The sequence below is a fragment of the Enterobacter sp. SORGH_AS_0287 genome (assembly GCF_031453695.1).
In the GTDB taxonomy this organism is placed as follows: Bacteria; Pseudomonadota; Gammaproteobacteria; order Enterobacterales; family Enterobacteriaceae; genus Enterobacter; species Enterobacter ludwigii.
The window spans coordinates 515,599-539,373 of the sequence record NZ_JAVIZW010000001.1 but is presented as its reverse complement, the minus strand read 5'-3'; the positions used below and the strand labels follow the sequence as shown (position 1 = coordinate 539,373).

Annotated in this window: 19 protein-coding genes, 3 tRNA genes and 3 pseudogenes; 12 read left to right on the top strand and 13 right to left on the bottom strand. The window is 52.5% G+C overall.

Going from position 1 to position 23,775, the window contains the following annotated elements; translation table 11 throughout:
* The first annotated feature begins 29 nt into the window (after positions 1 to 29).
* A pseudogene (locus tag QE396_RS02450) lies at positions 30 to 1,313 on the top strand (tyrosine-type recombinase/integrase).
* A gap of 182 nt (positions 1,314 to 1,495) precedes the next feature.
* On the opposite strand, the gene QE396_RS02445 reads toward QE396_RS02450, so the two are convergent.
* Positions 1,496 to 1,843 carry a hypothetical protein gene (locus tag QE396_RS02445; protein WP_020883307.1) on the bottom strand — a complete coding sequence of 116 codons (348 nt, stop codon included), beginning with the start codon at positions 1,841 to 1,843 and terminating at the stop codon, positions 1,496 to 1,498.
* A gap of 347 nt (positions 1,844 to 2,190) precedes the next feature.
* Here QE396_RS02445 and QE396_RS02440 point away from each other — a divergent pair.
* The 3 genes and pseudogenes from QE396_RS02440 to QE396_RS02430 all read left to right on the top strand — a co-directional run.
* A pseudogene (locus QE396_RS02440) lies at positions 2,191 to 3,690 on the top strand (RHS repeat-associated core domain-containing protein); the annotation flags it as partial.
* Between the two features lie 22 nt (positions 3,691 to 3,712).
* A complete protein-coding gene (locus QE396_RS02435; RefSeq protein ID WP_020883305.1) occupies positions 3,713 to 4,048 on the top strand; it encodes a hypothetical protein in 336 nt (111 codons plus the stop codon).
* 194 nt (positions 4,049 to 4,242) lie between these two features.
* Positions 4,243 to 4,350 (top strand): annotated as a pseudogene (locus QE396_RS02430) (RHS repeat-associated core domain-containing protein); the annotation flags it as partial.
* A 30-nt stretch (positions 4,351 to 4,380) separates the two neighbouring features.
* Here the strand turns inward: QE396_RS02430 and QE396_RS02425 are convergent.
* A protein-coding gene (locus QE396_RS02425) for an IS3 family transposase (protein WP_113656042.1) occupies positions 4,381 to 5,501 on the bottom strand; the annotation gives its coding sequence in 2 pieces (ribosomal slippage) (positions 4,381 to 5,243 and positions 5,243 to 5,501; 1,122 coding nt in all).
* A 203-nt stretch (positions 5,502 to 5,704) separates the two neighbouring features.
* Here QE396_RS02425 and QE396_RS02420 point away from each other — a divergent pair.
* A complete protein-coding gene (locus QE396_RS02420) occupies positions 5,705 to 6,313 on the top strand; it encodes a glutathione S-transferase family protein (RefSeq protein ID WP_020883302.1) in 609 nt (202 codons plus the stop codon).
* Between the two features lie 286 nt (positions 6,314 to 6,599).
* On the opposite strand, the gene cbl is transcribed toward QE396_RS02420, so the two are convergent.
* Together cbl and nac are read right to left on the bottom strand one after the other, a co-directional pair.
* Entirely contained in the window at positions 6,600 to 7,550 is a 951-nt protein-coding gene (gene cbl, locus QE396_RS02415; protein ID WP_014170772.1) for an HTH-type transcriptional regulator Cbl, read from the bottom strand.
* 96 nt (positions 7,551 to 7,646) lie between these two features.
* A complete protein-coding gene (gene nac / locus QE396_RS02410) occupies positions 7,647 to 8,564 on the bottom strand; it encodes a nitrogen assimilation transcriptional regulator NAC (RefSeq protein WP_014170773.1) in 918 nt (305 codons plus the stop codon).
* Between the two features lie 320 nt (positions 8,565 to 8,884).
* Here nac and QE396_RS02405 point away from each other — a divergent pair.
* Positions 8,885 to 8,960 (top strand) — tRNA-Asn (locus QE396_RS02405).
* 61 nt (positions 8,961 to 9,021) lie between these two features.
* Here the strand turns inward: QE396_RS02405 and ldtA are convergent.
* The gene (gene ldtA / locus QE396_RS02400) at positions 9,022 to 9,921 is read right to left on the bottom strand and encodes a L,D-transpeptidase (RefSeq protein WP_020883301.1); all 900 of its coding nucleotides are present in this window, start codon (positions 9,919 to 9,921) and stop codon (positions 9,022 to 9,024) included.
* Between the two features lie 191 nt (positions 9,922 to 10,112).
* Between ldtA and shiA the strand changes: the two genes are divergently transcribed.
* From shiA to QE396_RS02385, 3 genes are all read left to right on the top strand, one after another.
* Positions 10,113 to 11,429: a shikimate transporter gene (gene shiA, locus QE396_RS02395; protein ID WP_020883300.1), complete on the top strand. Its 1,317-nt coding sequence runs from the start codon at positions 10,113 to 10,115 to the stop codon at positions 11,427 to 11,429.
* A gap of 73 nt (positions 11,430 to 11,502) precedes the next feature.
* Positions 11,503 to 12,957, top strand: coding sequence for an AMP nucleosidase (locus tag QE396_RS02390; RefSeq protein WP_014170778.1), 1,455 nt, complete (start codon positions 11,503 to 11,505; stop codon positions 12,955 to 12,957).
* An 18-nt stretch (positions 12,958 to 12,975) separates the two neighbouring features.
* Positions 12,976 to 14,748: an aminopeptidase P family protein gene (locus QE396_RS02385; RefSeq protein ID WP_309949817.1), complete on the top strand. Its 1,773-nt coding sequence runs from the start codon at positions 12,976 to 12,978 to the stop codon at positions 14,746 to 14,748.
* A 119-nt stretch (positions 14,749 to 14,867) separates the two neighbouring features.
* Here the strand turns inward: QE396_RS02385 and QE396_RS02380 are convergent.
* Positions 14,868 to 14,943 (bottom strand) — tRNA-Asn (locus QE396_RS02380).
* A gap of 80 nt (positions 14,944 to 15,023) precedes the next feature.
* Positions 15,024 to 16,499 (bottom strand): multidrug efflux MATE transporter EmmdR, encoded by a 1,476-nt coding sequence (gene emmdR, locus QE396_RS02375; RefSeq protein WP_071605454.1) that lies wholly within the window; start codon positions 16,497 to 16,499, stop codon positions 15,024 to 15,026.
* 193 nt (positions 16,500 to 16,692) lie between these two features.
* Between emmdR and QE396_RS02370 the strand changes: the two genes are divergently transcribed.
* Positions 16,693 to 16,768: transfer RNA gene (locus QE396_RS02370), tRNA-Asn, on the top strand.
* A gap of 53 nt (positions 16,769 to 16,821) precedes the next feature.
* The gene (locus QE396_RS02365) at positions 16,822 to 17,154 is read left to right on the top strand and encodes a gamma-glutamylcyclotransferase family protein (protein WP_020883297.1); all 333 of its coding nucleotides are present in this window, start codon (positions 16,822 to 16,824) and stop codon (positions 17,152 to 17,154) included.
* Between the two features lie 49 nt (positions 17,155 to 17,203).
* On the opposite strand, the gene QE396_RS02360 is transcribed toward QE396_RS02365, so the two are convergent.
* The 4 genes from QE396_RS02360 to dacD form a co-directional block, all read right to left on the bottom strand.
* Entirely contained in the window at positions 17,204 to 17,539 is a 336-nt protein-coding gene (locus tag QE396_RS02360; RefSeq protein ID WP_008499467.1) for a DUF496 family protein, read from the bottom strand.
* Between the two features lie 168 nt (positions 17,540 to 17,707).
* Positions 17,708 to 18,766 (bottom strand): FUSC family protein, encoded by a 1,059-nt coding sequence (locus QE396_RS02355; protein ID WP_020883296.1) that lies wholly within the window; start codon positions 18,764 to 18,766, stop codon positions 17,708 to 17,710.
* A 92-nt stretch (positions 18,767 to 18,858) separates the two neighbouring features.
* On the bottom strand, positions 18,859 to 19,332 hold the full coding sequence (sbmC, locus tag QE396_RS02350; protein WP_020883295.1) for a DNA gyrase inhibitor SbmC: 474 nt from the start codon (positions 19,330 to 19,332) through the stop codon (positions 18,859 to 18,861).
* 131 nt (positions 19,333 to 19,463) lie between these two features.
* The gene (dacD, locus tag QE396_RS02345; protein WP_014170783.1) at positions 19,464 to 20,630 is read right to left on the bottom strand and encodes a serine-type D-Ala-D-Ala carboxypeptidase DacD; all 1,167 of its coding nucleotides are present in this window, start codon (positions 20,628 to 20,630) and stop codon (positions 19,464 to 19,466) included.
* Between the two features lie 236 nt (positions 20,631 to 20,866).
* Here dacD and sbcB point away from each other — a divergent pair, with 236 nt between their 5' ends.
* Positions 20,867 to 22,267: an exodeoxyribonuclease I gene (sbcB, locus tag QE396_RS02340; RefSeq protein ID WP_309952568.1), complete on the top strand. Its 1,401-nt coding sequence runs from the start codon at positions 20,867 to 20,869 to the stop codon at positions 22,265 to 22,267.
* A 58-nt stretch (positions 22,268 to 22,325) separates the two neighbouring features.
* Here the strand turns inward: sbcB and plaP are convergent, their stop codons facing one another.
* Positions 22,326 to 23,684: a putrescine/proton symporter PlaP gene (plaP, locus tag QE396_RS02335; protein WP_014170786.1), complete on the bottom strand. Its 1,359-nt coding sequence runs from the start codon at positions 23,682 to 23,684 to the stop codon at positions 22,326 to 22,328.
* Positions 23,674 to 23,736, bottom strand: coding sequence for a membrane protein YoeI (yoeI, locus tag QE396_RS02330; RefSeq protein WP_099458931.1), 63 nt, complete (start codon positions 23,734 to 23,736; stop codon positions 23,674 to 23,676). Before yoeI ends, plaP begins: the two co-directional genes overlap by 11 nt.
* Between the last annotated feature and the right edge of the window lie 39 nt (positions 23,737 to 23,775).

Genomic DNA, 23,775 nt, shown 5'->3' with positions numbered 1-23,775 from the left:
TCTTTTACCAGCATCCAGGGGTAACCGCCATGCCACTTACTGATACTAAAGTAAAAAATGCTAAACCCGCTTAAAAGCCCGTTAAGCTCACTGGTGGGTTCGGCCTCTACCTTCTGGTACATCCTAACGGTTCAAAGTACTGGCAGTTGGGTTATCGCTTTGAAGCGAAACAAAAGGTGTTTTCCATAGGTGTCTACCCTGCCGTTTCTCTGGCAGACGCAAGGCAACGCCGCGACGAAGACAAAAAGCTTTTAGCATCAGGAGTTGATCCCAGCGCTAAAAAACAGGCTGACAACAAAACCACGATGGAAAAGCGTAACAATACCCGCGCTTTTAAAACCGTTGCAAAAAGCTGGTTTGCAACCAAAACTAACTGGTCAGAAGATTATCAGCGCTCAGTCTGGACTCGTCTTGAAACTTACCTGTTTCCTGATATCGGTAACAAAGATATAGGTGAGTTAGATACGGGTGATCTTTTGGTTCCAATCAAGAAGATTGAAACACTCGGTTATCTTGAAATCGCTATGCGTGTAAAACAGTACGCTACCGCTATCCTACGATATGCTGTTCAGCAAAAGATAATCCGCTTCAATCCTGCCTATGATCTGGAAGGTGCAGTACAGAAGCCACAGACAGAACATCGACCTGCAATTGAACTGGAAGATATACCAGCACTTCTGGAACGTATTGATGGTTATCAGGGACTTAGCAGGCTCACGTTACTGGCGATCAAGCTCAATCCCCTGACGTTTGTGCGTTCCAGTGAACTACGATTCGCCAGATGGTCAGAAATCGATTTTAAGGGTGGGCTTTGGGTCATCCCGGAACAGCGTGAAGCAATTGAGGGCATTAAGCATTCTGCTCGTGGTGCTAAAATGCGAAGGAAACATTACGTGCCACTGTGTAATCAGGCTCTAATCATTATTGAAGAGATAAAGACGCTGACTTATGGCGTAAACAATGATAACGATTTTATCTTTACGGGCTGTTATGACGCGATGAAGCCTATGAGTGAAAACACAATCAACAAGGCGCTACGTAAAATGGGCTATAAAACCAAAACCGACTTGTGCGGTCATGGTTTCCGTACCCTAGCTTGTAGTGCTCTGATTGAATCAGGTATCTGGTCAGAAGATGTTGTTGAACTTCAAATGAGCCATATGGAAAAGAACAATGTCCGTGCAGCCTACACACATAAGGCCAAACATCTTGAACAGCGCCGCTTAATGTTACAATGGTGGGCTGATTTTCTCGATGCAAATAAGAATTCTATAGTAAGACCGTTTGATTTCGCAACTAATAAAAATCATTAGAATAATGATAACGGGAAGGCCCCTCTATAAGGGGCTAAATGGTAAAGAAAAATTAATAATAAAATCCAGCAATGACATTCAAGCAAAAAATGTTAATACTGAATATTAAATTTAATTCCTGCCGCACCCGGTGGGTTTGTCCAACCCTTCACAGACCAAAACAAGTTTTAGTCAGTTCAGCGTTATATCTGAAAAGCCTTTACTTGATTCATAGCAGTTAAAGCTGTCTTATCTTTTTTACACTGTTCGAGTGCTCTGGACAACTTTTCATGAAACCGCTGATTTGAATATATCTGAGCGATATCTTTACCCGACATCGTCATTATGTTTCCACCGTTTTTCCTGTAATTTTTAATAAAACTTTCAATATCAAACTTAAACTCATCATTGAAGATGTTTTCAAATTCAGATGTCGCAATCTCCGGATAACAACCTGAGAGAATGGAGAACAGAAAAAAAGCCATATGATCTGTTGCTGCCGCAATGATCTCATCATTGCTTTCTCTACCTTCCAAATTAATTTCATTCATTTTTATTTTTCTTCTCTGTCAGTTTCTTTTCGAGCATTGCGGAAAAAGTGTTATTAAGCTGCATTGCCTTTCCCTTTTCAGTATTTTTTGTCATTGTATCAGGCTGAATAACACTTCCCGATTCATGATATAACTTAATATCGTCTTTTTCATGAGCATTTTTATATAATTTTTATTTCTTTGCTCTTTTCTCAGACTTTCATTTTCTCTGGCTCTGACCCCGTTACTTAACCAGGTTTTTCGTTGTACATCTGTCGAGCTGGCGAAAGTCAGTAGAAAACCAATTAACAAATCATGATTAATATCCAGCCCCCAGATACTTTGCCACCTCACCGCCAAGCACAATTGGTTCCGGACACGTCAGTGCCATCCGGTTCGGTCAGCAAATCATCTCTGAATTTAGACGCGACCGCATTCACAGGGAGGTGGCACGCACTCAGGGAACCCGTGAACAGACCCGCCGGTATGGCAGTCTCGGCAGACGTACCGGGCAGCGCAGTTTCTCACCCGACCTGCCGGAACAGACAATCTTCGAACGCGCCTTCAACTACACCGGGAGTGGAGAATTGTCAGACGTCAGTGACCCCCTGCGTGGCAACACAATTTACGGCTATGATGAGGAAGGCCGTTTTCTCAGGCACTACGAAGCCCGTCCGGACCACAGTAACAGGAGGTTCCGGTACGACACTGCGGATAACCTGCTGCCGGATGATGACCTTTCTGCCCTGTCGCTGAGGGATAACCGCCTCACGCACTGGCAGAACCTGTTTATGAAATACGACTGGTGGGGTAACCTGGTCTTTCGCCGAAGTGGTCTGTATGAACAGCATTATGTATACGACGCGGAAAACCGCCTGATACGGGCCGGGGGCAATGGACCAGAAGGCAATTTTACCGCCCGCTACCATTATGACGCCCTGGGCCGCCGCACACGCAAAACGGTCACCATGCCACACGGCACCACAAAGACCCGCTTTCTGTGGCAGGGATACCGGCTGTTGCAGGAACAGCAGCAGAACGGACAGTGTCAGACATATGTTTACGACCCGAACGAAACATACAGCCCGCTGGCGCGTATTGTCCATTTGCGTGACGAAACCAGCGGAGAGGTTCTCTGGTTCACAACCGATCTGAACGGTGCACCGCTGGATATCACTGATGAACAGGGACAACTCTGGTGGAGCGGTCATTACGGGAGTTTTGGTGAGGTTGCACGACAGACGGAAGGCTTCCACAGATTCACGCAGCAAACTGCCCTCGCTCATCAGCCACTGCGCTATGCCGGGCAGTACGCAGACAGTGAAACGGGATTACACTATAATATGTTCCGTTATTACGATCCGAAGGTTGGGCGGTTTACGGTGCAGGACCCGATTGGATTACTGGGAGGCTGGAATCTTTATCAGTATGCACCGAATCCGCTGGGTTGGATTGATCCGTGGGGGTTAGCTAACAGGCCAAATAATGGTGAATATCATATTTTTCATGATTATTCACTTGACCCTCAATATCGATATTCCAGTGATGCAGTCCAGTTCAACAGAGCTAATGTGGATTTTGTTCAGAAAATGGAGACGAATCCGGAATTTCGCCAAGATATGCTCAACAGATATCCAAAACTAAATGACTGGCTCAAAGATGGGGATATGAGCAGAAGTCCTTCGGGATTAACCTGCCATCACCATGAAGATATAAACAGACTGACTCTGGTCGACAGAGCAGACCACAGATCTAATCATTCTTTATATCATCCAACTGGTAAAGGTGGACGTGATATATGGGGTGGTGGAAAACCTGGACGACAAGGTAAGCTTGATGGTCCTACTGGTAGAAAAATTTGTAGCTAAACCTAAATAAAAAGGGGATAGTATGTCGATTAAAGGTAACCATATGAAATTGAAAGATATAATTGATATCATGGTTAAATCGCGTTGTGAAGATGATAATTTTTGCATTTATGGCTCAGACGGAGAGTTATTCGGAGAAAAAGAATATTTTGTCTCCGGTTATCCACAGGTAGATGAAAACGATAAAGAAGTCTATCCGCAAGATGCGGCTAGCAGAGGTTTATCATATATTTATTCTGGTGAGCAGTTTGCTGATGTAATCTTATCAGTAATCGAACAAAAACCTTCTGCCAGTAATCAAGATTTTATTGATGCTTTAAACTATTACCTTGAAAATGATGATTTTTTAGATTTCTGACATTTATCCAGACAGCCTGCACACTATTTTTAAGGGTTGCAGGCTGTATTAAACTATTTTCAGCACCATCTTCACCAGAAATTAACTGAGGATATGAACAGACGTTAGTCTCGCGAGGGCAATAACTTGTAATCATTTCATGACATTCGTGAAAGCCATTATTCTAACTTAATTCTTTTGTTGAGGATGATTTTCAAACAGCCCTCGCTCATCAGCCATTGCGCTATGCCGACAGTGAAACGGGATTACACTATAATCTGTTCCGTTATTACGATCCGCAGGTCGGGCGTTTTACGGTGCAGGTGACCTGCCCCCAGTATTAGCTACAACCGTCAGTTAGTAATGTCGGTTTGTTTACCTTCACATTTTCCATTTCGCCACCGTGCTGCAAACTCTGATGGCGTCTGATAATTCAGTGCCGAATGTGGCCGACACTCGTTATAATCCTGCCGCCAGTCATTAATCGTTTTCCGGGCATGAAGAATATCGCTGAACCAGTGTTCATTCAGACACTCATCGCGAAAGCGTCCGTTAAAACTCTCAATAAATCCGTTCTGCGTTGGCTTACCTGGCTGGATAAGCCGTAGTTCCACACCATGCTCAAAGGCCCATTGATCGAGCGCGCGGCAGGTAAATTCCAGGCCCTGATCGGTTCTTATTGTCGTCGGATAGCCCCGAAATAGCGCGATGCTGTCCAGAATACGCGTGACCTGAACGCCTGAAATACCGAAAGCAGCGGTGATCGTCAGACACTCCTTCGTGAAATCATCCACACAGGTCAGGCACTTGATCCTGCGACCGTTGGCCAGTGCGTCCATAACGAAATCCATCGACCATATAAGGTTCGGCGCATCCGGGCGCAGAAGCGGAAACCGTTCGGTCGCAAGCCCTTTACGGCGTCGTCGGCGTTTTACGCTCAGTCCATTAAGGTGGTAAATACGGTATACCCGCTTGTGATTGACGTGAAGGCCCTCCCTACGCAGCAACTGCCAGATGCGCCGATAACCAAAACGTCTGCGTTCAAGCGCCAGCTCAGTAATACGCCCTGATAAATGTGCATCAGCAGCCGGACGCTGAGCATCATAACGGCAGGTCGACAGGGACAAACCTGTAAGCCTGCAGGCACGACGTTGCGACAAACCGGTCGCATCACACATCAACACCACGGCTTCACGCTTCTGCCCTGTCGTCAGTACTTTCGCCCCAGAGCCACCTGAAGCGCCTCCTTATCCAGCATGGCTTCGGCAAGCAGCTTCTTGAGCCTGGCGTTCTCTTCCTCAAGCGACTTCAGGCGCTTAACCTCGGGCACCTCCATACCGCCATACTTCTTACGCCAGGTGTAAAAGGTGGCGTCGGAAATGGCGTGCTTACGGCAGAACTCACGGGCAGAAACCCCGGCTTCAGCCTCGCGGAGGATACTGATGATCTGTTCGTCGGAAAAACGCTTCTTCATGGGCATGTCCTCATGTGGCTTATGAAGACATTACTAACATCGCGGTGTATTAATCAACGGGGAGCAGGTCAACCGGTCAATCTGTCAGTAATACTCACTCAGGCCGTAAGATACTGATGATATTCGCCATAACGAATTTATTGTAATGTCTGTTTATCATCTTCAATGAAGCGTTATTTCACTCAGACAGGAAAACTGGAATCATGATAAAGCTGATTGGCATGATGGATTCTCCTTATGTACGCCGCGTGGCGGTCTCCCTGGAACTTTATGGCGTTGCGTTTGAAAGCCAGCCGTTGTCCGTATTCAGCACGTTTGAGGAATTTTCCCGGATTAACCCTGCGGTAAAAGCGCCAACGCTGGTTCTGGAGAATGGAACACGTCTGATGGACTCGTCTCTCATACTGAATTATTTTGAGGCTCAGGCCGCGCCTGAACGGAGACTCCTGCCCGTGACGCCGGATGCACTGGCGAACGATCTCCAGACGCTGGGCTTTATCCTCGCCGCCGCAGAGAAAGCTGTGCAAAATGTGTACGAACACAATCTGCGCCCGGCGGAGAAACAACATAATCCGTGGATAGAACGTATTACCGTCCAGCTGCTGGCTGCCTGTCGGGAATGGAACGCGCTGCTGGAAGCACGTCCGGAAAACGCGGTGGCCGATCAGGTTGCTGTTACCAGTACGGTTATCTGGACATTTATTCAGTCAATGATCCCTCACGTCGTTAACGCCGGGGATTTTAAAAAGATTCAAGCGGTAGCCGACATTTTCGAAAACCAGGCGGCATTTAAAAAATACCCTTTTAGTTAACGCTTCGCTCGGCGTGTTATAGGGCTTTTCAGCCCTTTTTTTGCCGCACAGGAATAATATCCTCATCTAAAAGAATCATATTTCTTTATTTATTCTTATATGTAACCCAATGGAAAATATGAGAAATATTTCAATATAAAACAATCTTATGACGTCACAAGGTATCGTTATTCATCAGGGTATTCTTGAGAACAAGCTGTCAGGAAATTAAACGGTTTCAATAAAAAAGCCTGCTTTAATTGCAGGCTTGTGCTTCTTGTCGACGGGGACGGGTGCTATAAGGGGCTTAAATCTGATAATCAATCGCCACTTCTTCTGGCTCCATCACCTGACGTTTAATCTCATCAACGGACAGCCCGGCGTTGCAGAGTTCGATAAAGCGCCACACATAGTTGCGCTGCAGTTGTCCACGCTTCAGGCCGAGCCATACGGTATTGGCATCAAAGAGATGACGCGTATCCAGTCGTACCAGGTTCTCCGTCTCGCGTTCACCACCGGACTGTTCCGCCACCAGACCAATGCCCAGCCCCAGCTCGACGTAGGTTTTGATCACATCAGAGTCCTGTGCACTCAGCACCACATCCGGCGTTAAGCCTTTGCGGTTAAAGGCTTCATCAATGCGCGAGCGTCCGGTAATACCCTGCCGGTAGGTAATCAGTGGCCATTTCGCGATATCTTCCAGCGTCAGGGGCGTAACCTGATTCAGCGGATGGTCGACGGGAAGTAACAGACTGTGGTACCAGCGAAACCACGGGAAAGCCACCAGCAGCGGATCGTTGCTCAACCGTTCACTGGCAATGCCGATATCTGCCCCACCGTTTTGCAACAGCACCTCAATTTCCTGCGGTGTGCCCTGGATAAGCTCCAGCCGGACGTCAGGGAAAAGTTCACGGAAGGCTTTAATCACCGGCGGCAGGCTGTAACGCGCCTGGGTGTGGGTGGTGGCGATAGTGAGGACGCCCGAGGCGTCATTGGTAAAGAGATCCGCCAGGCGACGAACATTACTGGCCTCGTTGAGGATCCGCTCAGCGATGGTCAGCAAGGCTTTTCCCGGCTCCGTCATGCCAAGCAGACGCTTGCCGCGACGGATAAAAATCTCTATCCCCAGTTCTTCTTCCAGCTCGCGGATATGGCGACTGACGCCGGACTGAGAGGTATAAAGCATATTGGCGACCTCGGTCAGGTTGTAGTCCCGCCTGGCCGCCTCACGGATAATTTTAAGTTGCTGGAAATTCACGATTCACTCCGGCGCATCTGACATAACGCTATTGTTAGAGTCAGCCGACCTGCAGAACAAATAATAAAAACCAGCATCTTATGCTTTTATGGAATATCAACTCACCAGCTGCAGCTCACGATTCTCCAGAGACGGTTTGCTGACCAGCGACATCAGAATCTCTTTTACCGCCTGCGCCTGAGGTGACAGCGATCCGCGCGCGGACATATTCAGCGACAGCGGTAAGCTCATGGAAGGCGTGGTGATGCGCGCCATCCAGCCGTTGGCTGCGCTGCACAGCGAACGTGCTGCGGATTCTGGCAGAACGGTCACACCCATACCGCTGGCTATAGCGGCGGTTAGCGTGGAGATGGAATCAATTTCACCGATAATTTTTGCCGTCAGGCGGCGCAGGGAGAACGCTTCATCCACACGCACGCGCACCGCGCTGTAGTCACGCGGCAGGAACAGATTCATTTCTGCAACGGCCGTCAGATCGACGCTCTGCCCCGGACAGTCGCGGGTGCCCACAAGGTAGAGATCTTCTTTCAGCAGCGGCTGGCTGGTGATCCCGGCCACCGGTGAGCGGTCGTACAGCACCGCCATATCCAGCTGGCCGCTAAGAAGTTTGTCATTCAGCACAGAACCGCTGTTCTCATGCAGGTAAACCAGCACTTCTGGCAGCTCTGCGCGGACGGCCTGCAGCAGCGGCATGGTAATAGAGGACGCGGCCGTTCCCGGAGCCAGCCCAATGGATACGTGGCCGCTCAGCGTCTGGCCCACGTTATTCACCGCCAGCTGCGCCTGTTCGCACTGGCGAAGGATGGTGCGCGCATGGGTATAAAGGATTTTGCCTGCTTCCGTTGGCGTCACGCCACGTTTGGTGCGGATCAACAGCTGCTGATCCATCTCGCCTTCCAGAGTAGCCACCTGCTGGCTCAGCGCAGGCTGCGCGATATGCAGCACTTCCGCCGCTTGAGTCAGGCTGCCGATATCGACGATTTTTACGAAGTATTTCAGTCGTCTTAAGTTCATTTTGCCCCCTGTTCGAAATGCTGTGCCGGTACTGGCTTTTCATTGTTGATAGGGTTTTGCAATATGAATGCCAGTTTTACGAAGAGGTCTGATTTGTCGCTAAGCGGCTGAAAATAAGGAAAGCTAATCATAAGCAGCGGTTTTATTACTGAAACAGCAGTTTATGATCTGCCCCATTAGGGGTATGTGCGCACCATTACGGTGCATTCCGGCGTCAAAAACGCCATTTTGCTGATTTTGTCAGCAAACGATCAAAAGGCGTTAATCCACCCTTTGACAAGGCCGGCTGACGTCGATAATATGCGCCCCGTTCACACGATTCCTCTGTAGTTCAGTCGGTAGAACGGCGGACTGTTAATCCGTATGTCACTGGTTCGAGTCCAGTCAGAGGAGCCAAATTTGAAAAGCCTGCTTTTACAGCAGGCTTTTTGCTTTTCTGCGGCAGGTAAAATTGCCCTCAGTTGCTGAGCTTAACCGGCATCCCTGACCGACGTTCCAGTTCCGCGCCCGCTCCCTCGTTGACAAGCTCGGTTCGCAGCGAGGCAGATATCGGCAAAGGCACTTTCCGGGTCGATTCAAATTCCGCCCGGTTCCGTGATAACGGCTCATGCACCTCTACCCAGCGGCTGCCGTCCGGCTCTGTCGTCACTTTAAAGGGCTGATCGATAAGCTGCACACGGGTGCCTACCGGGACGTTATCGAAAAGATATTTAATGTCGTTATTGCGCAGACGAATACACCCCTGGCTCACCCGCAGTCCGATGCCAAAATTGGAGTTTGTCCCGTGAATGGCATACAGCCTGCCAATATAAATCGCATACAGTCCCATTGGGTTATCGGGCCCGGCGGGCACGAATGCAGGCAGCGTTTTCCCCTCTGCCGCATAGGCACGGCGCGTATTCGGCGTAGGAGACCAGGTGGGGCCTTCCTGCTTACGTTCTACCGCCGTGACCCAGTTTCGCGGGGTTTCGCGCCCGGCCTGACCAATGCCGATGGGTAACACTTCAACGGTATTACTGCCTGGTGGGTAATAGTAGAGGCGCATTTCTGCCGCATTAACGATAATTCCCTCGCGGACGGTATCAGGCAAAATCAGCTGCTGGGGTATCACCAGTTGCGTACCGGATTTAGGCAAAAAAGGATCCACGCCCGGGTTCGCTTCCAGCATATTGCTCAGACCCTGCCCGTATTGCGCGGCAAACGCTTCGAGCGGTAGCGTATTGTGCTCCGGCACGGTAATGGTTTGCGAAGTGCCCACCAGCCGACTGCCTGTCGGCGGTAAAGGATAACTTACCGCCTGAACGCTCTGGCTGATAAGTAATGCAGCAAGACAACTCAACACATTTATACGACACATATTCCCTTCCTCAGTCGCACCTCGATTTGCTAAGCATAGCGTAGCCGCTTTGCATTACCCATCAGGAAATAAAATCAGTTTGCACACGCGCCCTGGCGCGGTAGTCTCATACGTTCCGTTTATATGACGGTGGCTATGTGAGTGACCTTTTCTTATACCAATAATTAGAAATACGTGCAGACAGGACAACTATGGACTCCACTCTCACCTCCACACATCCCAACGAGGAGACACCTTCGCTCAATCGTGCCCGCCGCGCAGCGCTCGGCAGCTTCGCGGGTGCCGTCGTCGACTGGTATGATTTTCTGCTTTACGGCATTACTGCCGCGCTGGTGTTTAACCGCGAATTCTTCCCCCAGATTAGCCCGGCAATGGGTACGCTCGCCGCGTTTGCTACCTTTGGCGTCGGCTTCTTGTTTCGTCCACTGGGCGGAGTGATCTTCGGCCACTTCGGTGACCGTCTCGGTCGCAAACGCATGCTGATGCTCACCGTCTGGATGATGGGCATCGCCACCGCGCTGATTGGCGTTCTCCCTTCATTTTCCACCATTGGCTGGTGGGCGCCGGTGCTGCTGGTTACGCTGCGCGCCATTCAGGGCTTCGCGGTAGGCGGCGAATGGGGTGGCGCGGCGCTGTTATCCGTTGAGAGTGCCCCGAAGAACAAGAAAGCGTTTTACAGCAGCGGCGTGCAGGTGGGCTATGGCGTAGGTCTGCTGCTCTCCACCGGGCTGGTGTCGCTGATGAGCCACTTCACCACCGATGAACAATTCCTGAGCTGGGGCTGGCGCATTCCGTTTATCTTCAGCATCGTGCTGGTTGTCGCTGCACTGTGGATCCGCAACGGAATGGAGGAATCTGCTGAGTTCGAACAACAGCGGCAAGAACCGCCCGTTGCCAGAAAACGACTGCCGGTGATGGAGGCGCTTGTCCGGCATCCTGGCGCTTTTCTGAAAATTATCGCCCTGCGCCTGTGCGAACTGCTGACGATGTATATCGTGACCGCGTTTGCCCTCAATTATTCAACGCAAAATCTCGGTCTGCCCCGCGAGCTGTTCCTGAACATTGGCCTGCTGGTCGGCGGGATCAGCTGCCTGACTATCCCCAGCTTCGCCTGGCTGGCGGACAGGTTTGGTCGCCGTCGCGTCTATATCACCGGGGCGCTGATTGGCACCCTCAGCGCCTGGCCGTTCTTCATGGCGCTGGAGGCACAGTCGATCTTCTGGATTGTCTTCTTTGCCATCATGCTCGCTAACATCGCCCACGATATGGTGGTCTGCGTGCAGCAGCCCATGTTTACCGAACTGTTCGGGGCGAGCTATCGCTACAGCGGCGCGGGCGTAGGCTATCAGGTGGCAAGCGTGGTCGGCGGCGGGTTTACGCCATTTATTGCCGCCGCGCTGGTGACCTTCTCCGGCGGCAACTGGCACAGTGTGGCACTTTATCTGCTGGCCGGTTGCCTGCTGTCAGCAGCGACGGCGCTATTGATGAAAGAGACGAGCCACACCTGATCTCACTTTTGTTTCACAGGCGTGTGACATACTATCGGGTAGAGTCGCACACCTGTGGAACAAGGAGACAGAGATGAATAATAAGGGCTCCAGCCTGACCCCGGCTCAGGCACTGGAAAAACTCGATGCACTGTATGAACAGTCCGTCAACGCGCTGCGCAGCGCCATCAGTGAGTATATCGAAACAGGGAAACTCCCCGACGAAAAGGCCAGAAGTAAGGGCCTTTTTGTTTATCCATCGCTTTCCGTCACCTGGGACGGCAGCGCGACTAACACGCCGAAAACGCGCGCCTACGCACGCTTTACCCACTCCGGCTGCTACAGCACCACCGTCACCCGCCCTGCACTGTTCCGCCCTTATCTTGAAGAGCAACTCACGCTGTTGTATCAGGATTACGGCGCGCACATTGCCGTTGAACCCTCACAGCATGAGATCCCGTATCCGTATGTGATTGACGGTTCGGCATTAACCCTTGACCGCTCCATGAGCGCGGGGCTGACGCGCCATTTCCCGACCACCGAGCTGTCGCAGATTGGCGATGAGACGGCGGATGGTATCTACCACCCGGCAGAATTTTCACCGCTGTCGCACTTTGATGCCCGCCGCGTGGATTTCTCTCTGGCGCGCCTGCGACACTACACCGGGACGCCCGTCGACCATTTCCAGCCCTTTGTACTGTTTACCAACTACACCCGCTATGTCGACGAGTTTGTCCGTTGGGGCTGTAGCCAGATCCTCGACCCGGATAGCCCTTACATCGCGCTGTCCTGCGCCGGCGGGATCTGGATCACCGCGGAAACCGAGGCACCCGAGCAGGCCATCTCCGACCTGGCGTGGAAAAAACACCAGATGCCTGCCTGGCACCTGATCACCGCTGACGGCCAGGGGATCACCTTAATTAACATCGGGGTTGGTCCGTCAAATGCCAAAACCATCTGCGACCATCTGGCGGTATTGCGCCCGGACGTGTGGCTGATGATTGGACACTGCGGCGGCCTGCGTGAAAGCCAGCTGATTGGCGACTACGTGCTGGCCCACGCCTATCTGCGTGATGACCATGTGCTTGACGCTGTGCTTCCACCGGATATTCCTATCCCGAGCATCGCCGAAGTGCAGCGTGCGCTGTATGACGCCACCAAAGAGGTGAGCGGTATGCCGGGTGAAGAGGTTAAACAGCGTCTGCGTACCGGTACGGTAGTGACGACGGATGACCGCAACTGGGAGCTGCGTTACTCCGCCTCCGCGCTGCGTTTCAACCTCAGCCGTGCCGTCGCGATTGATATGGAAAGCGCCACCATCGCCGCACAGGGATATCGCTTCCGCGTCCCTTACGGCACGCTGCTGTGCGTTTCCGACAAACCGCTGCACGGCGAAATTAAGCTTCCGGGTCAGGCCAACCGTTTCTATGAAGGGGCAATCTCCGAACATCTGCAAATCGGCATTCGCGCCATTGATTTGCTGCGTGCGGAAGGTGACAGGCTGCATTCCCGTAAATTACGTACCTTCAACGAGCCGCCATTCCGCTAACCAGAACAAGGAATAACCATGCACACCCCATCACGCTTATCGGCCCTGCGCCGATGGCTACAGGAAAACAATCTTGATGGCATGATCGTGCCGCGCGCGGATGCCTGGCAGAGTGAGTACTGCGCGCCGTACGATGAAAAGCTGGCCTGGCTGACGGGCTTTAATGGCTCCGCAGGTCTGGCGCTGATTCTGAAAAACACAGCGTTGCTGTTTGTCGATGGCCGCTATCAGGTTCAGGCTCGCCTTCAGGTCAATATGGATGAAATTGAAATCCACCATCTGCACAATGAACCGCTGGCCGAATGGCTCACAGCCAACGTCGGGTCTGGCATGCGTATTGGGTTTGAAGCACTGCTGATGACCAATACGGAGTTCGGGCAACTGTCTGCAACACCCTGTGAACTGGTTCCGCTCAGTCAGTCGCCGTTTGATACCTTATGGCACGATCGCCCTGCCGCGCCGGCGGGACGTATTCGAGAAATGCCGGTGGAGGTCAGTGGCGAAAGCAGCCTCGCCAAACGCCTGCGCGTTGCCGCCGTGCTGGTCGCACACGATGCCGATTATCTGGCCGTGACTCTGCCGGATAACATCGCCTGGCTGTTGAACGTGCGTGGCGCCGACATTCCATCCAGTCCTGTTCCCTTCTCCTTTGCCCTTCTTGACCGTGACGGTAGCGTGGAGTGGTTTGTTAACGACAATAAGCTTAGCGAGCTACCCGAGAGCGTGAGAAACGCGTTCAGGATTGCGCCACAGGATGCCTTTATCGAACGCTGTCAGCGCCTGTCACAAGGTAAGCGGGTGATGGTTGATGCCGATTCCGCGCCGGTCGCCCTGCGCTTTGCCATTGAGCCAGAGGGCGAAATAGTCTGGCGAACCGATCCCATCACTCTGATGAAAGCCACTAAAAACCCGCTCGAACTTGCCGGGTACCGCGAGTGTCATCACCAGGACGGTGCTGCCTGGGTAAATTTCCTGGCCTGGCTAAGCCGTGAAGTCCCCCTGCGTGAGGCGGCGGGAAAACCGCTGACGGAGCTGGAAGCGCAGGCGCAGCAGCTTGCGTTCCGTAAACAGCAGCCTGGATTTATTGAGCAAAGTTTTGCCACCATCTCCGCCTCCTCCAGTAATGCGGCGATGTGCCACTATCACTCAAGCGAAGCCAGCAATAAGCCCATCGGTCATCATCATTTTTACCTTAATGATTCCGGCGGTCAGTACCATAACGGCACCACTGACGCCACGCGTACGCTGGCATGGGGTAGCGTGCCGCCACAGCAGAAGTTGCACTACACCGCCGTACTGAGAGGGTTCCTGTCGTTGATAACCTTACCGTTCCCCTCCGGCAGCCAGGGCCATCAGCTCGATGCCTTCGCGCGTCGCCCGTTGTGGGAAATGGGGCTGGATTACGATCACGGGACAGGGCATGGCGTAGGACATCAGTTGCTTATCCATGAGAACCCGCATCGTCTCGCCAAAAAGGTTAACCCGTGGCCCCTGGTGGCCGGCACCATCATGACTATCGAGCCTGGATATTATCTGGCGGACAGCCATGGAATCCGCATTGAAAACCAGGTGGAGATTGTCGAAAGCCGTCCGGGATTCTGCACGTTTTCCTCACTGACGCTGATCCCGATCGACCTGAGCCAGGTCGAGTTACAGCTGTTGAACGAACAGGAAAAACAGTGGCTGGATGAGTATCATCAGCAGGTGCGTGAGGCCCTGTTACCGTTAGTCGACAGCGACGCTCGGCAATGGTTGCTTGAGGCGACGATGCCGGTTGGGGTTAACCACTAGAAATATCAGGTGGATGCCGGGCGGCGGTTTCGCCTGACCCGGCTGTAAGCCCGTCGCATCGGACCTTTTCAGAACGCAGAAAAGCAAAAAGCCTGCTATAAAAGCAGGCTTTTTAAATTTGGCTCCTCTGACTGGACTCGAACCAGTGACATACGGATTAACAGTCCGCCGTTCTACCGACTGAACTACAGAGGAATCGTGTGAACGGGGCGCATATTATCGATGCTCCCCGATGATGTCAAAGGCAGAATGCATATTTCTGACTGTTTGCCGAATTATTCTCCACTTCGCGCATTTGTCAGGCATTCTGTTGATTCTGTGGTCGTCGGTTCCTGTTTTATTCGCGGGTATTTCCAGAGCCAGCGCCCACTGACCATGCGCCAGTAGAACAACGCCCCACGCACCGCCCAGTCGAGGAACATCCCCAGCCAGACGCCGACTACCCCCATGCCAAGCATGACCCCGAGCGTGTAACCCACCACCACGCGGCAACCCCACATGCCGAGCATCGACACCCACATCGCGAAGCGTGCATCGCGTGCCCCTTTCAGCCCGGCAGGCAGAACCCATGAAGCCGCCCAGATGGGCATAAAGGCCGCGTTCAGCCAGATCAGGATCTTAACGACCTCTTTGACATCATCTTCGTGGGTATAAAAAGAGGCCATAAGCCCGGCAAAGGGGGCGCTTCCCCAGGCGATCAGCGTCAGGCCAATGGTTGACAGCCAGAAGACGTGCCGCAACTGCCGTTCCGCCTGCCCTATCTGCCCTTTTCCCAGCCGTTTACCAGTGATGATGGTCGACGCCGAACCGAGGGCGTTGCCCGGCAGGTTTATCAGGGAGGCGATGGAGAAGGCAATAAAGTTACCGGCGATAACGTCAGTCCCCATCCCGGCGACAAACATTTGCGTCAACAGCTTGCCCCCGTTAAACAACACGGATTCAATACTGGCGGGAATACCAATTCCCATCACTTCCCAGATAATGGCGAAGTTAAAGGGGCGGAAATAGCTCTTCAGCGTAAGGCGCAGTGACGGCGTGATCCCCGCCATCAGCACCCCGAGAATGGCGGCTGCACCGATATAACGTGAAATCGTTAACCCCAGCCCGGCCCCCACGAACCCGAGCCCGTCCCAGGAGAAGACACCGTAGATCAGCACGCTGCTAATAATGATATTCAGGATGTTCATCCCGCCGTTTATCAGCAACGGAATTTTGGTGTTGCCCGCCCCGCGCAGCGCGCCGCTGCCAATCAGCGCGATGGCTGCAGCCGGATAACTCAGGACCGTCATTTCCAGGTAGGTCAGCGCCAGGTCTTTAACTTCATTTGTGGCCTCACCGGCGACAAAATCGATAATTTCCCTGCCGAAATAGTGGATCACCGCCGCCAGCACGATCGAGAAAATGGTCATGATCATCAGCGACTGTCGGGCAGCCTCGCGCGCACGTTTAGGATCGAGCTTACCGAGGCTAAAGGCGACGACAACCGTCGTCCCGAGGTCAATGGCGGCAAAAAAAGAAATAACCACCATGTTAAAGCTGTCCGCCAGCCCGACACCGGCCATCGCCTCTTTACCCAGCCAGCTGACCAGGAAGGTACTCAGCACCCCCATCAACAGAACGCAGGTGTTTTCCAGGAAAATAGGCACGGCAAGGGGGGTGATTTCACGCCAGAACAGAACACGATAGCTTTTACGCTTTGCATACCATGGCGTGCGCATAATCGCCTGGCGTAGGGGGGCAGTGACGTTCAAAATGGACCTTAACGAGAAAGTTGAAACTCCATTTCAAATGATGGGGGAGAAATGCTAAACCTGCAAAGTATTTTCCATAAAAAGATGTGTGGATTTACAACAAACTGTCGACAGAATCATCAATCGATCGCTAATCGCTAAGATCAGGTTTGACAAAACTTTTTTCGCCGCTAAGATAAGCCTCCACAACGATTCCTCTGTAGTTCAGTCGGTAGAACGGCGGACTGTTAATCCGTATGTCACTGGTTCGAGTCCAGTCAGAGGAGCCAAATTTAAAAAGCCTGCTTTTATAGCAGGCTTTTTGCTTTGCTGGTGAGGGAAAATGAACGCTCTGTTTGTCTACGGCACGCTACGCCCGGGTTACGCGAATGCACATATTCTTGAAAACATCGGTGGCGAATGGCAGGCCGGTTTTGTCACCGGGACGTTTTACGAACGTGGCTGGGGCGCGGCGGCAGATTTTCCGGGGATAGTGCTGCACCCGGACGGCCCACGCGTGGAGGGCTTTCTGTTTATCTCTGATAGCCTGAGTGCACACTGGCCAATGCTGGACGAATTTGAAGACGGCTACGATCGGGTTGAGGTCAATGTGACCACGCCGGATGGAAAACAGATCAACGCCTGGATTTATCAGCTACAGCCGCGTACTGCGTAATAAAAAAGGCTCTCTGTCACCAGAGAGCCTTTTTTGTATTCATCGGCGATTACTCGCTTTTGGCTTCACCGTTTTTGATTTCGCCCATTACTTTCAGTTTCTTGGAGATATCACGGCGTTCTTTAGACAGCTCAGCGTTTTTGATGATGTAGTCATCAACGCGGTCTTCGTAGTCGCTCTTCATGCTGGCGATGATGCCCTGAATAGCCTCAACGCTCATGCCTGGCTTGATGTAGTCGCTCAGGTTATCGAGCAGCAGGACACGTTTCTGGTTGTCACGGATCTTCTTCTCAACGTCCTGGATTTCACGCTGCAGTTTGTTTTTGCGGCGGAACAGGCGGACGAATTCCAGAACATCCTGGAACGAAGGCTTGGTAGTTTCCATTTTTACACCCCTGATAATGTGAGATTCGGATTCGTTAAAGCAACCGTTGTAACAATAACCTTACTGACAGCGGCTGCGAATGACAATGAGTATATCGTTTAAAGCTATCATAACCCCAATTGATGCTGAATCGAAGCAGCAGGCGTCACATATGGAGATAGCTGCTCTTTATTTGCGCAGCGCCCGGCAAATGAGATGCGACAGTAGCTCCAGCTGCCGCGCCAGCTCCATGCTCAGCCAGACATAACCATGAATAGGCGTTTCCGCAACGTTATCGCTCTGACGCTCATTCATTAACTGCTTCAGCTCAGCAACGATCTCATTCAGACGTTCACTGTTCGCCAGGATGGGCTGCGGGTTACCTTCATAAAGCGCGTGGGCGATGGTGAGCAGCGTTTGCTGCGTCATCTGCTGCGTCTCTTTTAAGGTATGGGCGTTGAGCATTAAAAGGTGGCTGGGACGAGAAGCCCAGTGCGCGTTGATTTGCAGCTCAAGCATGCATACCAGATTGCGGCTTACCGTCTGAATGGCTTCGAAAATGGATTTCTGGATATGGGTTTCTTTGCTGGCCGGGGTAATCAGCCCGCGCATCCTGACCACATCGTTGAGGATCGTTTGCAGGTGTTTTTCCAGCCGGGGGCGCTCAACCAGGTTAGGGGAAAATCCGGCCTGATAGACGCGGTTGAACGCGGTGACATAGTTAGCCATCTGAATACGCCAGTGCAGAAAAGCACGCTGTGGCCAGATGCCGGTAAAGAGCATAGCCAGCAGTGAGCCGAGGATAACGTCCCCGCTTCGCCACAGGGCAGTCGTCATATCCCCCGCCGGTGCACCGACCACCACCGACAGCGTGATACCAATCAGCAGCGCCTGATAGGGCCTTTTGCCTAAAGCCAGCCAGCCGCAAAGGAACATCGCGGCACCGCACCAGATCAACATAACCGGAAACGAGATAAGCTCAAGCTTCAGCGCGATAAGCCCCAGGGCAGAGCCTAAAACGGTACCGCCAATGCGCTCGAAGGCACGTGGAACAACGTTCCCCCAGAACGAAATAGGCCCCATCACGACCACCAGCGTGATAAGCGGCCATGTTCCCTCAGGAACATCCAGCAAACGAACCAGCACAAACGTCAACACAAAGGCCAGCGCGATACGGCACCCATGTACCACGCGGTAGTGTTTGTACAGACGAATTTCAAAAGGAGTTAATGATTTGTCGGGACGCACACCCGCTCTCCAGCTACACGGCAAATCACAATTGTACTGTGTTTTCAGCCGGGCGGATCACACCCGGCTGAAAAACCCTGTAATAACCAGGCTTAACCGACTTTGTGCTCTACACCAATATACATTTCGATGTCCCAGTAACCGTCCGCGTTACCATCATTAAGGTAGCGCTCAAAGCAGGGTTTAGGGGCCATCTGGTAGCTGTTGTCCTGCAAGAGGGAATTAAAGAACTGGTTCCATGGGGTCGCGAAGTCATGGTTTTCAACGCGCGCCGTCGCCACCGCATACTCTCCAGCGGCGATTTCCGTCATCATGACGCCTTCGCTGTTTTCAGGAATGACAAAATCGTCCGGTACCGTTACGGCCGTGTCACAGCGCAATTTTTCTGCCGGGACCTCGTCCGGATTATCGTAGTAAACCGCAACCCACTCCAGCGGCTGAATGTGACGTCCATCCACCCACATGACTAACTGTTCGAAGCCCTTTTTTACCGTTTTGTCCCACGGCCCGACCAGATGAAAGCCGGCGATTTTACGTTTCTGTTGCTGCTTGAAGCTGTAGTCCATGCTGCCTCCTTTTATTACTGTATATTTATACACTTTAAAGCAGGTTTTAACTGTTCAGCAAACGAGGAGTGTTTATTATGTGAGCAGACTCGCAACCGCGCCAGTCTGCTCATGAGCTTTAACGCAGGCCGTTACAGCGTGTGATGCAGATAATCGCTCAGACGGGAGAAGAGGCCGCCTTTATTCACCGCTTCGAGCGTCACCAGCGGCCAGTGCGCCACGACTTTGTCACGATCGTAAAGCTGGATTTCCCCTACCCGCTGATGAGCCGCAATCGGCGCTTCCAGCTCTTTTTTATCCAGCACGTACTTGGCTTTGATGTTAGGAACTTCTGTTTTAGGCAAGGCCAGCCAGAAATCCTGGTCGGTGCCCAGTTCCACCTGCTCTTTATCGCCGTACCAGATACGCTCTGTTCCCACTTTTTTGCCGTTATGCAGGATCTGCACCGTATCAAAGTTCTGCTGCCCCCAGTGCAGCAGCTTCCGGGCCTGTTCCTCACGCCCTTTCGGGCTGTCAGCGCCCATCACCACCGCGATTAAACGACGCTGACCGTCAACCGCTGACGCAATCAGGTTAAAGCCCGCTCCCGACGTGTGCCCCGTTTTCAGACCATCAACGTTCATGGTTTTATCCCACAGCAGGCCGTTACGGTTTTGTTGGGTGATCCCGTTCCAGGTAAGGCTCTTTTCGCTGTACATGTGGTAGAACTCTGGCTCGCCGTGAATGATAGCCCGGGAGAGCACGGCCAGGTCATAGGCAGAGCTGTGCTGGCCCGGCGCGTCCAGACCGTGGACGGTTTCAAAGTGGGTATCGCGCAGGTTCAGCTTTTGTACATAGTCGTTCATCATCTTCACAAACTGCGGCTGACCACCCGCTACGTGATCCGCCAGCGCCACGCAGGCGTCGTTACCGGAATCCACAATCAGACCACGGCTCAGGTCGCGCACCGAGACGCGATCGCCCTCTTTCAGGAACATCAGCGACGATCCTTCAAACACCGGGTTCCCTTTTGCCCACGCGTCGCGGCCAACAGTAACGATGTCATCCGGGGTAATGCGGTGGCTGTCGATGGCCCGATCGACAACGTAGCCCGTCATCAGCTTGGTCAGGCTCGCCGGATTACGTTGTTGATGTTCGTTGCCCGCCGTTAAGATCTGACCAGTCGTGTAATCCATTAGCACCCAGGAGCCCGCCTGAATGGCCGGAGGCTGCGGCGAAAAATCCAGCGGATCGGCCGCGAAGGCAGAAGAGACACTCGAAGCGAGTAAAGAAACAGCAATAAACAGACGGCGTTTCAACGGTATATCCTCAGGTCATTAAAAATCGATGACCTTTTTACGGGAGTTCTGTTGTCGTTACCTGGCTTAATTGCAAAAAAATGTGACAGAAAGCAGATTTTACGCTGAAGCGCCCTCGCAAATTTGCACGGTGATGGCGCTTTTTATTCGGACTGACCTGCACGATCGTTTACCATAGAGACGTCATTTTTTAACAGGATGGTATTACTGGTGTCTGATTCAGCCGCGCGCCCTACATTTTTTTGTTCCACGACTACGAAACCTTTGGCACCCACCCGGCGCTGGATAGACCGGCACAGTTTGCGGCCATCCGTACCGACGACGAATTCAACATCATTGGCGAGCCTGAGGTCTTTTACTGTAAGCCGGCCGATGACTACCTGCCCCAGCCCGGCGCGGTAATGGTCACCGGGATCACCCCACAGGAAGCCCGGGACAAAGGCGTGAACGAGGCCGCATTCGCCCGGCGCATTCACGACCTCTTCACCGTCCCGAATACCTGCGTGGTCGGTTACAACAACATCCGTTTCGATGACGAAGTGACGCGCAATATCTTCTACCGCAACTTCTACGATCCTTATGCCTGGAGCTGGCAGAACCGCAACTCGCGCTGGGATTTGCTCGACATTATGCGTGCCTGCTATGCGCTGCGCCCGGAAGGCATCAACTGGCCTGAGAATGATGAAGGGCTGCCGAGCTTCAGACTGGAACACCTGACGCGCGCGAACGGTATTGAGCACAGCAATGCCCACGATGCGATGGCCGATGTCTACGCCACCATTGCTATGGCAAAGCTGGTGAAAACCGCTCAGCCACGGCTGTTTGACTATCTGCTGAGCCACCGCAGCAAGCAGAAACTCACCACGCTGATTGATGTGCCGCAGATGAAACCGCTGGTACATATCTCCGGTATGTTTGGCGCCTGGCGCGGCAATACCAGTTGGGTCGCTCCGCTGGCCTGGCATCCGGATAACCGTAATGCCGTGATTATGGTGGATTTAGCCGGTGATATTACACCGCTGCTCGATCTCGACAGCGATACGCTGCGCGAACGGCTCTATACCCCAAAAGATGAACTTGGCGATCTGCCCGCGGTGCCGGTCAAACTGGTCCATATCAATAAATGTCCGGTCCTGGCCCAGGCCAATACGCTGCGCGCAGAGGATGCCGACAGGCTGGGGATTAACCGTCAGCGTTGCCTGGATAACCTCAAGGTGCTGCGTGAAAACCCGCAGGTACGTGAGAAAGCGGTGGCGATCTTTGCCGAAGCCGAACCCTTTATTCCGTCAGACAACGTCGATGCACAATTGTACAACGGCTTTTTCAGCGACGCAGACCGTGCGGCAATGAATATTGTTCTGCAAACCGAACCGCGTAACTTACCCGCGCTGGATATTACCTTCGCGGACGCACGTATCGAAAAACTGATGTTTAATTACCGCGCGCGCAACTATCCTGGCACGCTGGATGAAACCGAACAGGCGCGCTGGCTTCAGCATCGTCGTAATGTGTTTACACCGGAGTTTCTGCAGAGCTACGCGCAGGAGCTGGAGATGCTGTATAGCCAGTATGAAGGAAATGCTGAAAAGCAGGCGCTGTTAAAAGCGCTGTATCAGTATGCGCAGGAAATCGTCTGACAGATTTTGGGCGAAAAAAAACCGGAGGCGATGGTCTCCGGTTTTTTTTACTTAGCTCTTACGCAACGTCTTCGTACTGAGGAACCGGGTTACGGAAGCTCTTCGTGACGCACGCCAGGTAAACCAGGCCGATACCCGCCCAAATCAGGCCAAGCACCATGGAACTCTCCTCCAGGTTAACCCACAGCGCACCCACGGTCAGCGCACCACACATCGGCAGGAACAGATACTGGAAGTGGTCTTTCAGCGTTTTATTACGCTTTTCACGGATCCAGAACTGAGAAATAACCGACAGGTTAACAAATGTGAACGCCACCAGCGCACCGAAGTTAATCAGCGCAGTTGCCATCACCAGGTCAAAGTTAATCGCCAGCAGAGCAATAGCGCCGACCAGGATGATGTTCATCGCCGGCGTACGCCAGGTTGGGTGAACGTAGCCGAAGAAGCTTTTCGGGAATACGCCGTCACGACCCATTACGTACATCAGACGTGCAACGCCTGCGTGCGCGGCCATGCCGGATGCCAGTACCGTGATGGTGGAGAAGATCAACGCGCCAACCTGGAACGCTTTACCCGCCACATAGAGCATAATTTCTGGCTGAGAGGCATCCGGATCCTTAAAGCGAGAGATATCCGGGAAGTACAGCTGCAGGAAGTAGGTCGCAAAGATAAAGATCAGACCACCAATCAGCGCCGTCAGGAAGATAGCACGCGGGATAACACGCTCTGCGTCCTTGGTCTCTTCAGACAGGTTGCTGATGCCGTCAAAACCGGTAAAGGAGAAGCACAGAATGGTTGCCCCGGTAATCATCGGGATCACATGCGCATCACCAGACCAGAACGGCTTGCTGCTCGCCAGGGTACCTGCGCCTTCACCGTGGAAGACACCAAAGATAACCATGCCCAGAATCACGGCAATCAGGATGACCTGAAGCACAACAATAACGGAGTTAAAGTTCGCAACGGACTTGATGCTGCGCAGGTTGAACGCCGTCATAAAGGCCACCAGCGCCACGACGAACATCCACGAAGGGATCGACGGCACCAGTGCTTCAAAATAAATTTTAGCCAGCAGAATGTTGATCATCGGCGCGAACAGATAGTCGAGCAGCGAAGACCAGCCCACCATAAAGCCAACGGTCGGGCTGATGGATTTCTGGGCATAGGTGTAGGCGGAACCGGCAGACGGATAGCGACGGACCAGTTTACCGTAGCTCAGCGCGGTAAAGAGGATCGCAATCAGTGCGAAGGCGTAAGCCGTCGGCACATGACCGTCTGTGAGGCCTGATACGATACCGAATGTATCGAACAGCGTCATTGGCTGCATATAGGCAAGGCCCATCATAACAACCGGAACTAACGTAAGGGTTTTACGTAATTCCACGCGAGAGGTGTTTGGAGTTGCGTTATGCGACATAGTTATTCTCCTTTACGGTGATAACCGCCACGTAAGCGAAAAATTGCCCCATTTCTGTATTCCTCAGCGACAACAACTGTCGGATTTTAGT

Coding starts and splice junctions, on each gene's coding strand:
- nac (WP_014170773.1), bottom strand. CDS start 8,564: ATGAACTTAAGACGACTGAAATACTTCGTAAAAATCGTCGATATCGGC.
- shiA (WP_020883300.1), top strand. CDS start 10,113: ATGGACTCCACTCTCACCTCCACACATCCCAACGAGGAGACACCTTCG.
- QE396_RS02365 (WP_020883297.1), top strand. CDS start 16,822: ATGAACGCTCTGTTTGTCTACGGCACGCTACGCCCGGGTTACGCGAAT.
- QE396_RS02360 (WP_008499467.1), bottom strand. CDS start 17,539: ATGGAAACTACCAAGCCTTCGTTCCAGGATGTTCTGGAATTCGTCCGC.
- QE396_RS02445 (WP_020883307.1), bottom strand. CDS start 1,843: ATGAATGAAATTAATTTGGAAGGTAGAGAAAGCAATGATGAGATCATT.
- QE396_RS02435 (WP_020883305.1), top strand. CDS start 3,713: ATGTCGATTAAAGGTAACCATATGAAATTGAAAGATATAATTGATATC.
- QE396_RS02390 (WP_014170778.1), top strand. CDS start 11,503: ATGAATAATAAGGGCTCCAGCCTGACCCCGGCTCAGGCACTGGAAAAA.
- QE396_RS02385 (WP_309949817.1), top strand. CDS start 12,976: ATGCACACCCCATCACGCTTATCGGCCCTGCGCCGATGGCTACAGGAA.
- plaP (WP_014170786.1), bottom strand. CDS start 23,684: ATGTCGCATAACGCAACTCCAAACACCTCTCGCGTGGAATTACGTAAA.
- sbmC (WP_020883295.1), bottom strand. CDS start 19,332: ATGGACTACAGCTTCAAGCAGCAACAGAAACGTAAAATCGCCGGCTTT.
- QE396_RS02420 (WP_020883302.1), top strand. CDS start 5,705: ATGATAAAGCTGATTGGCATGATGGATTCTCCTTATGTACGCCGCGTG.
- ldtA (WP_020883301.1), bottom strand. CDS start 9,921: ATGTGTCGTATAAATGTGTTGAGTTGTCTTGCTGCATTACTTATCAGC.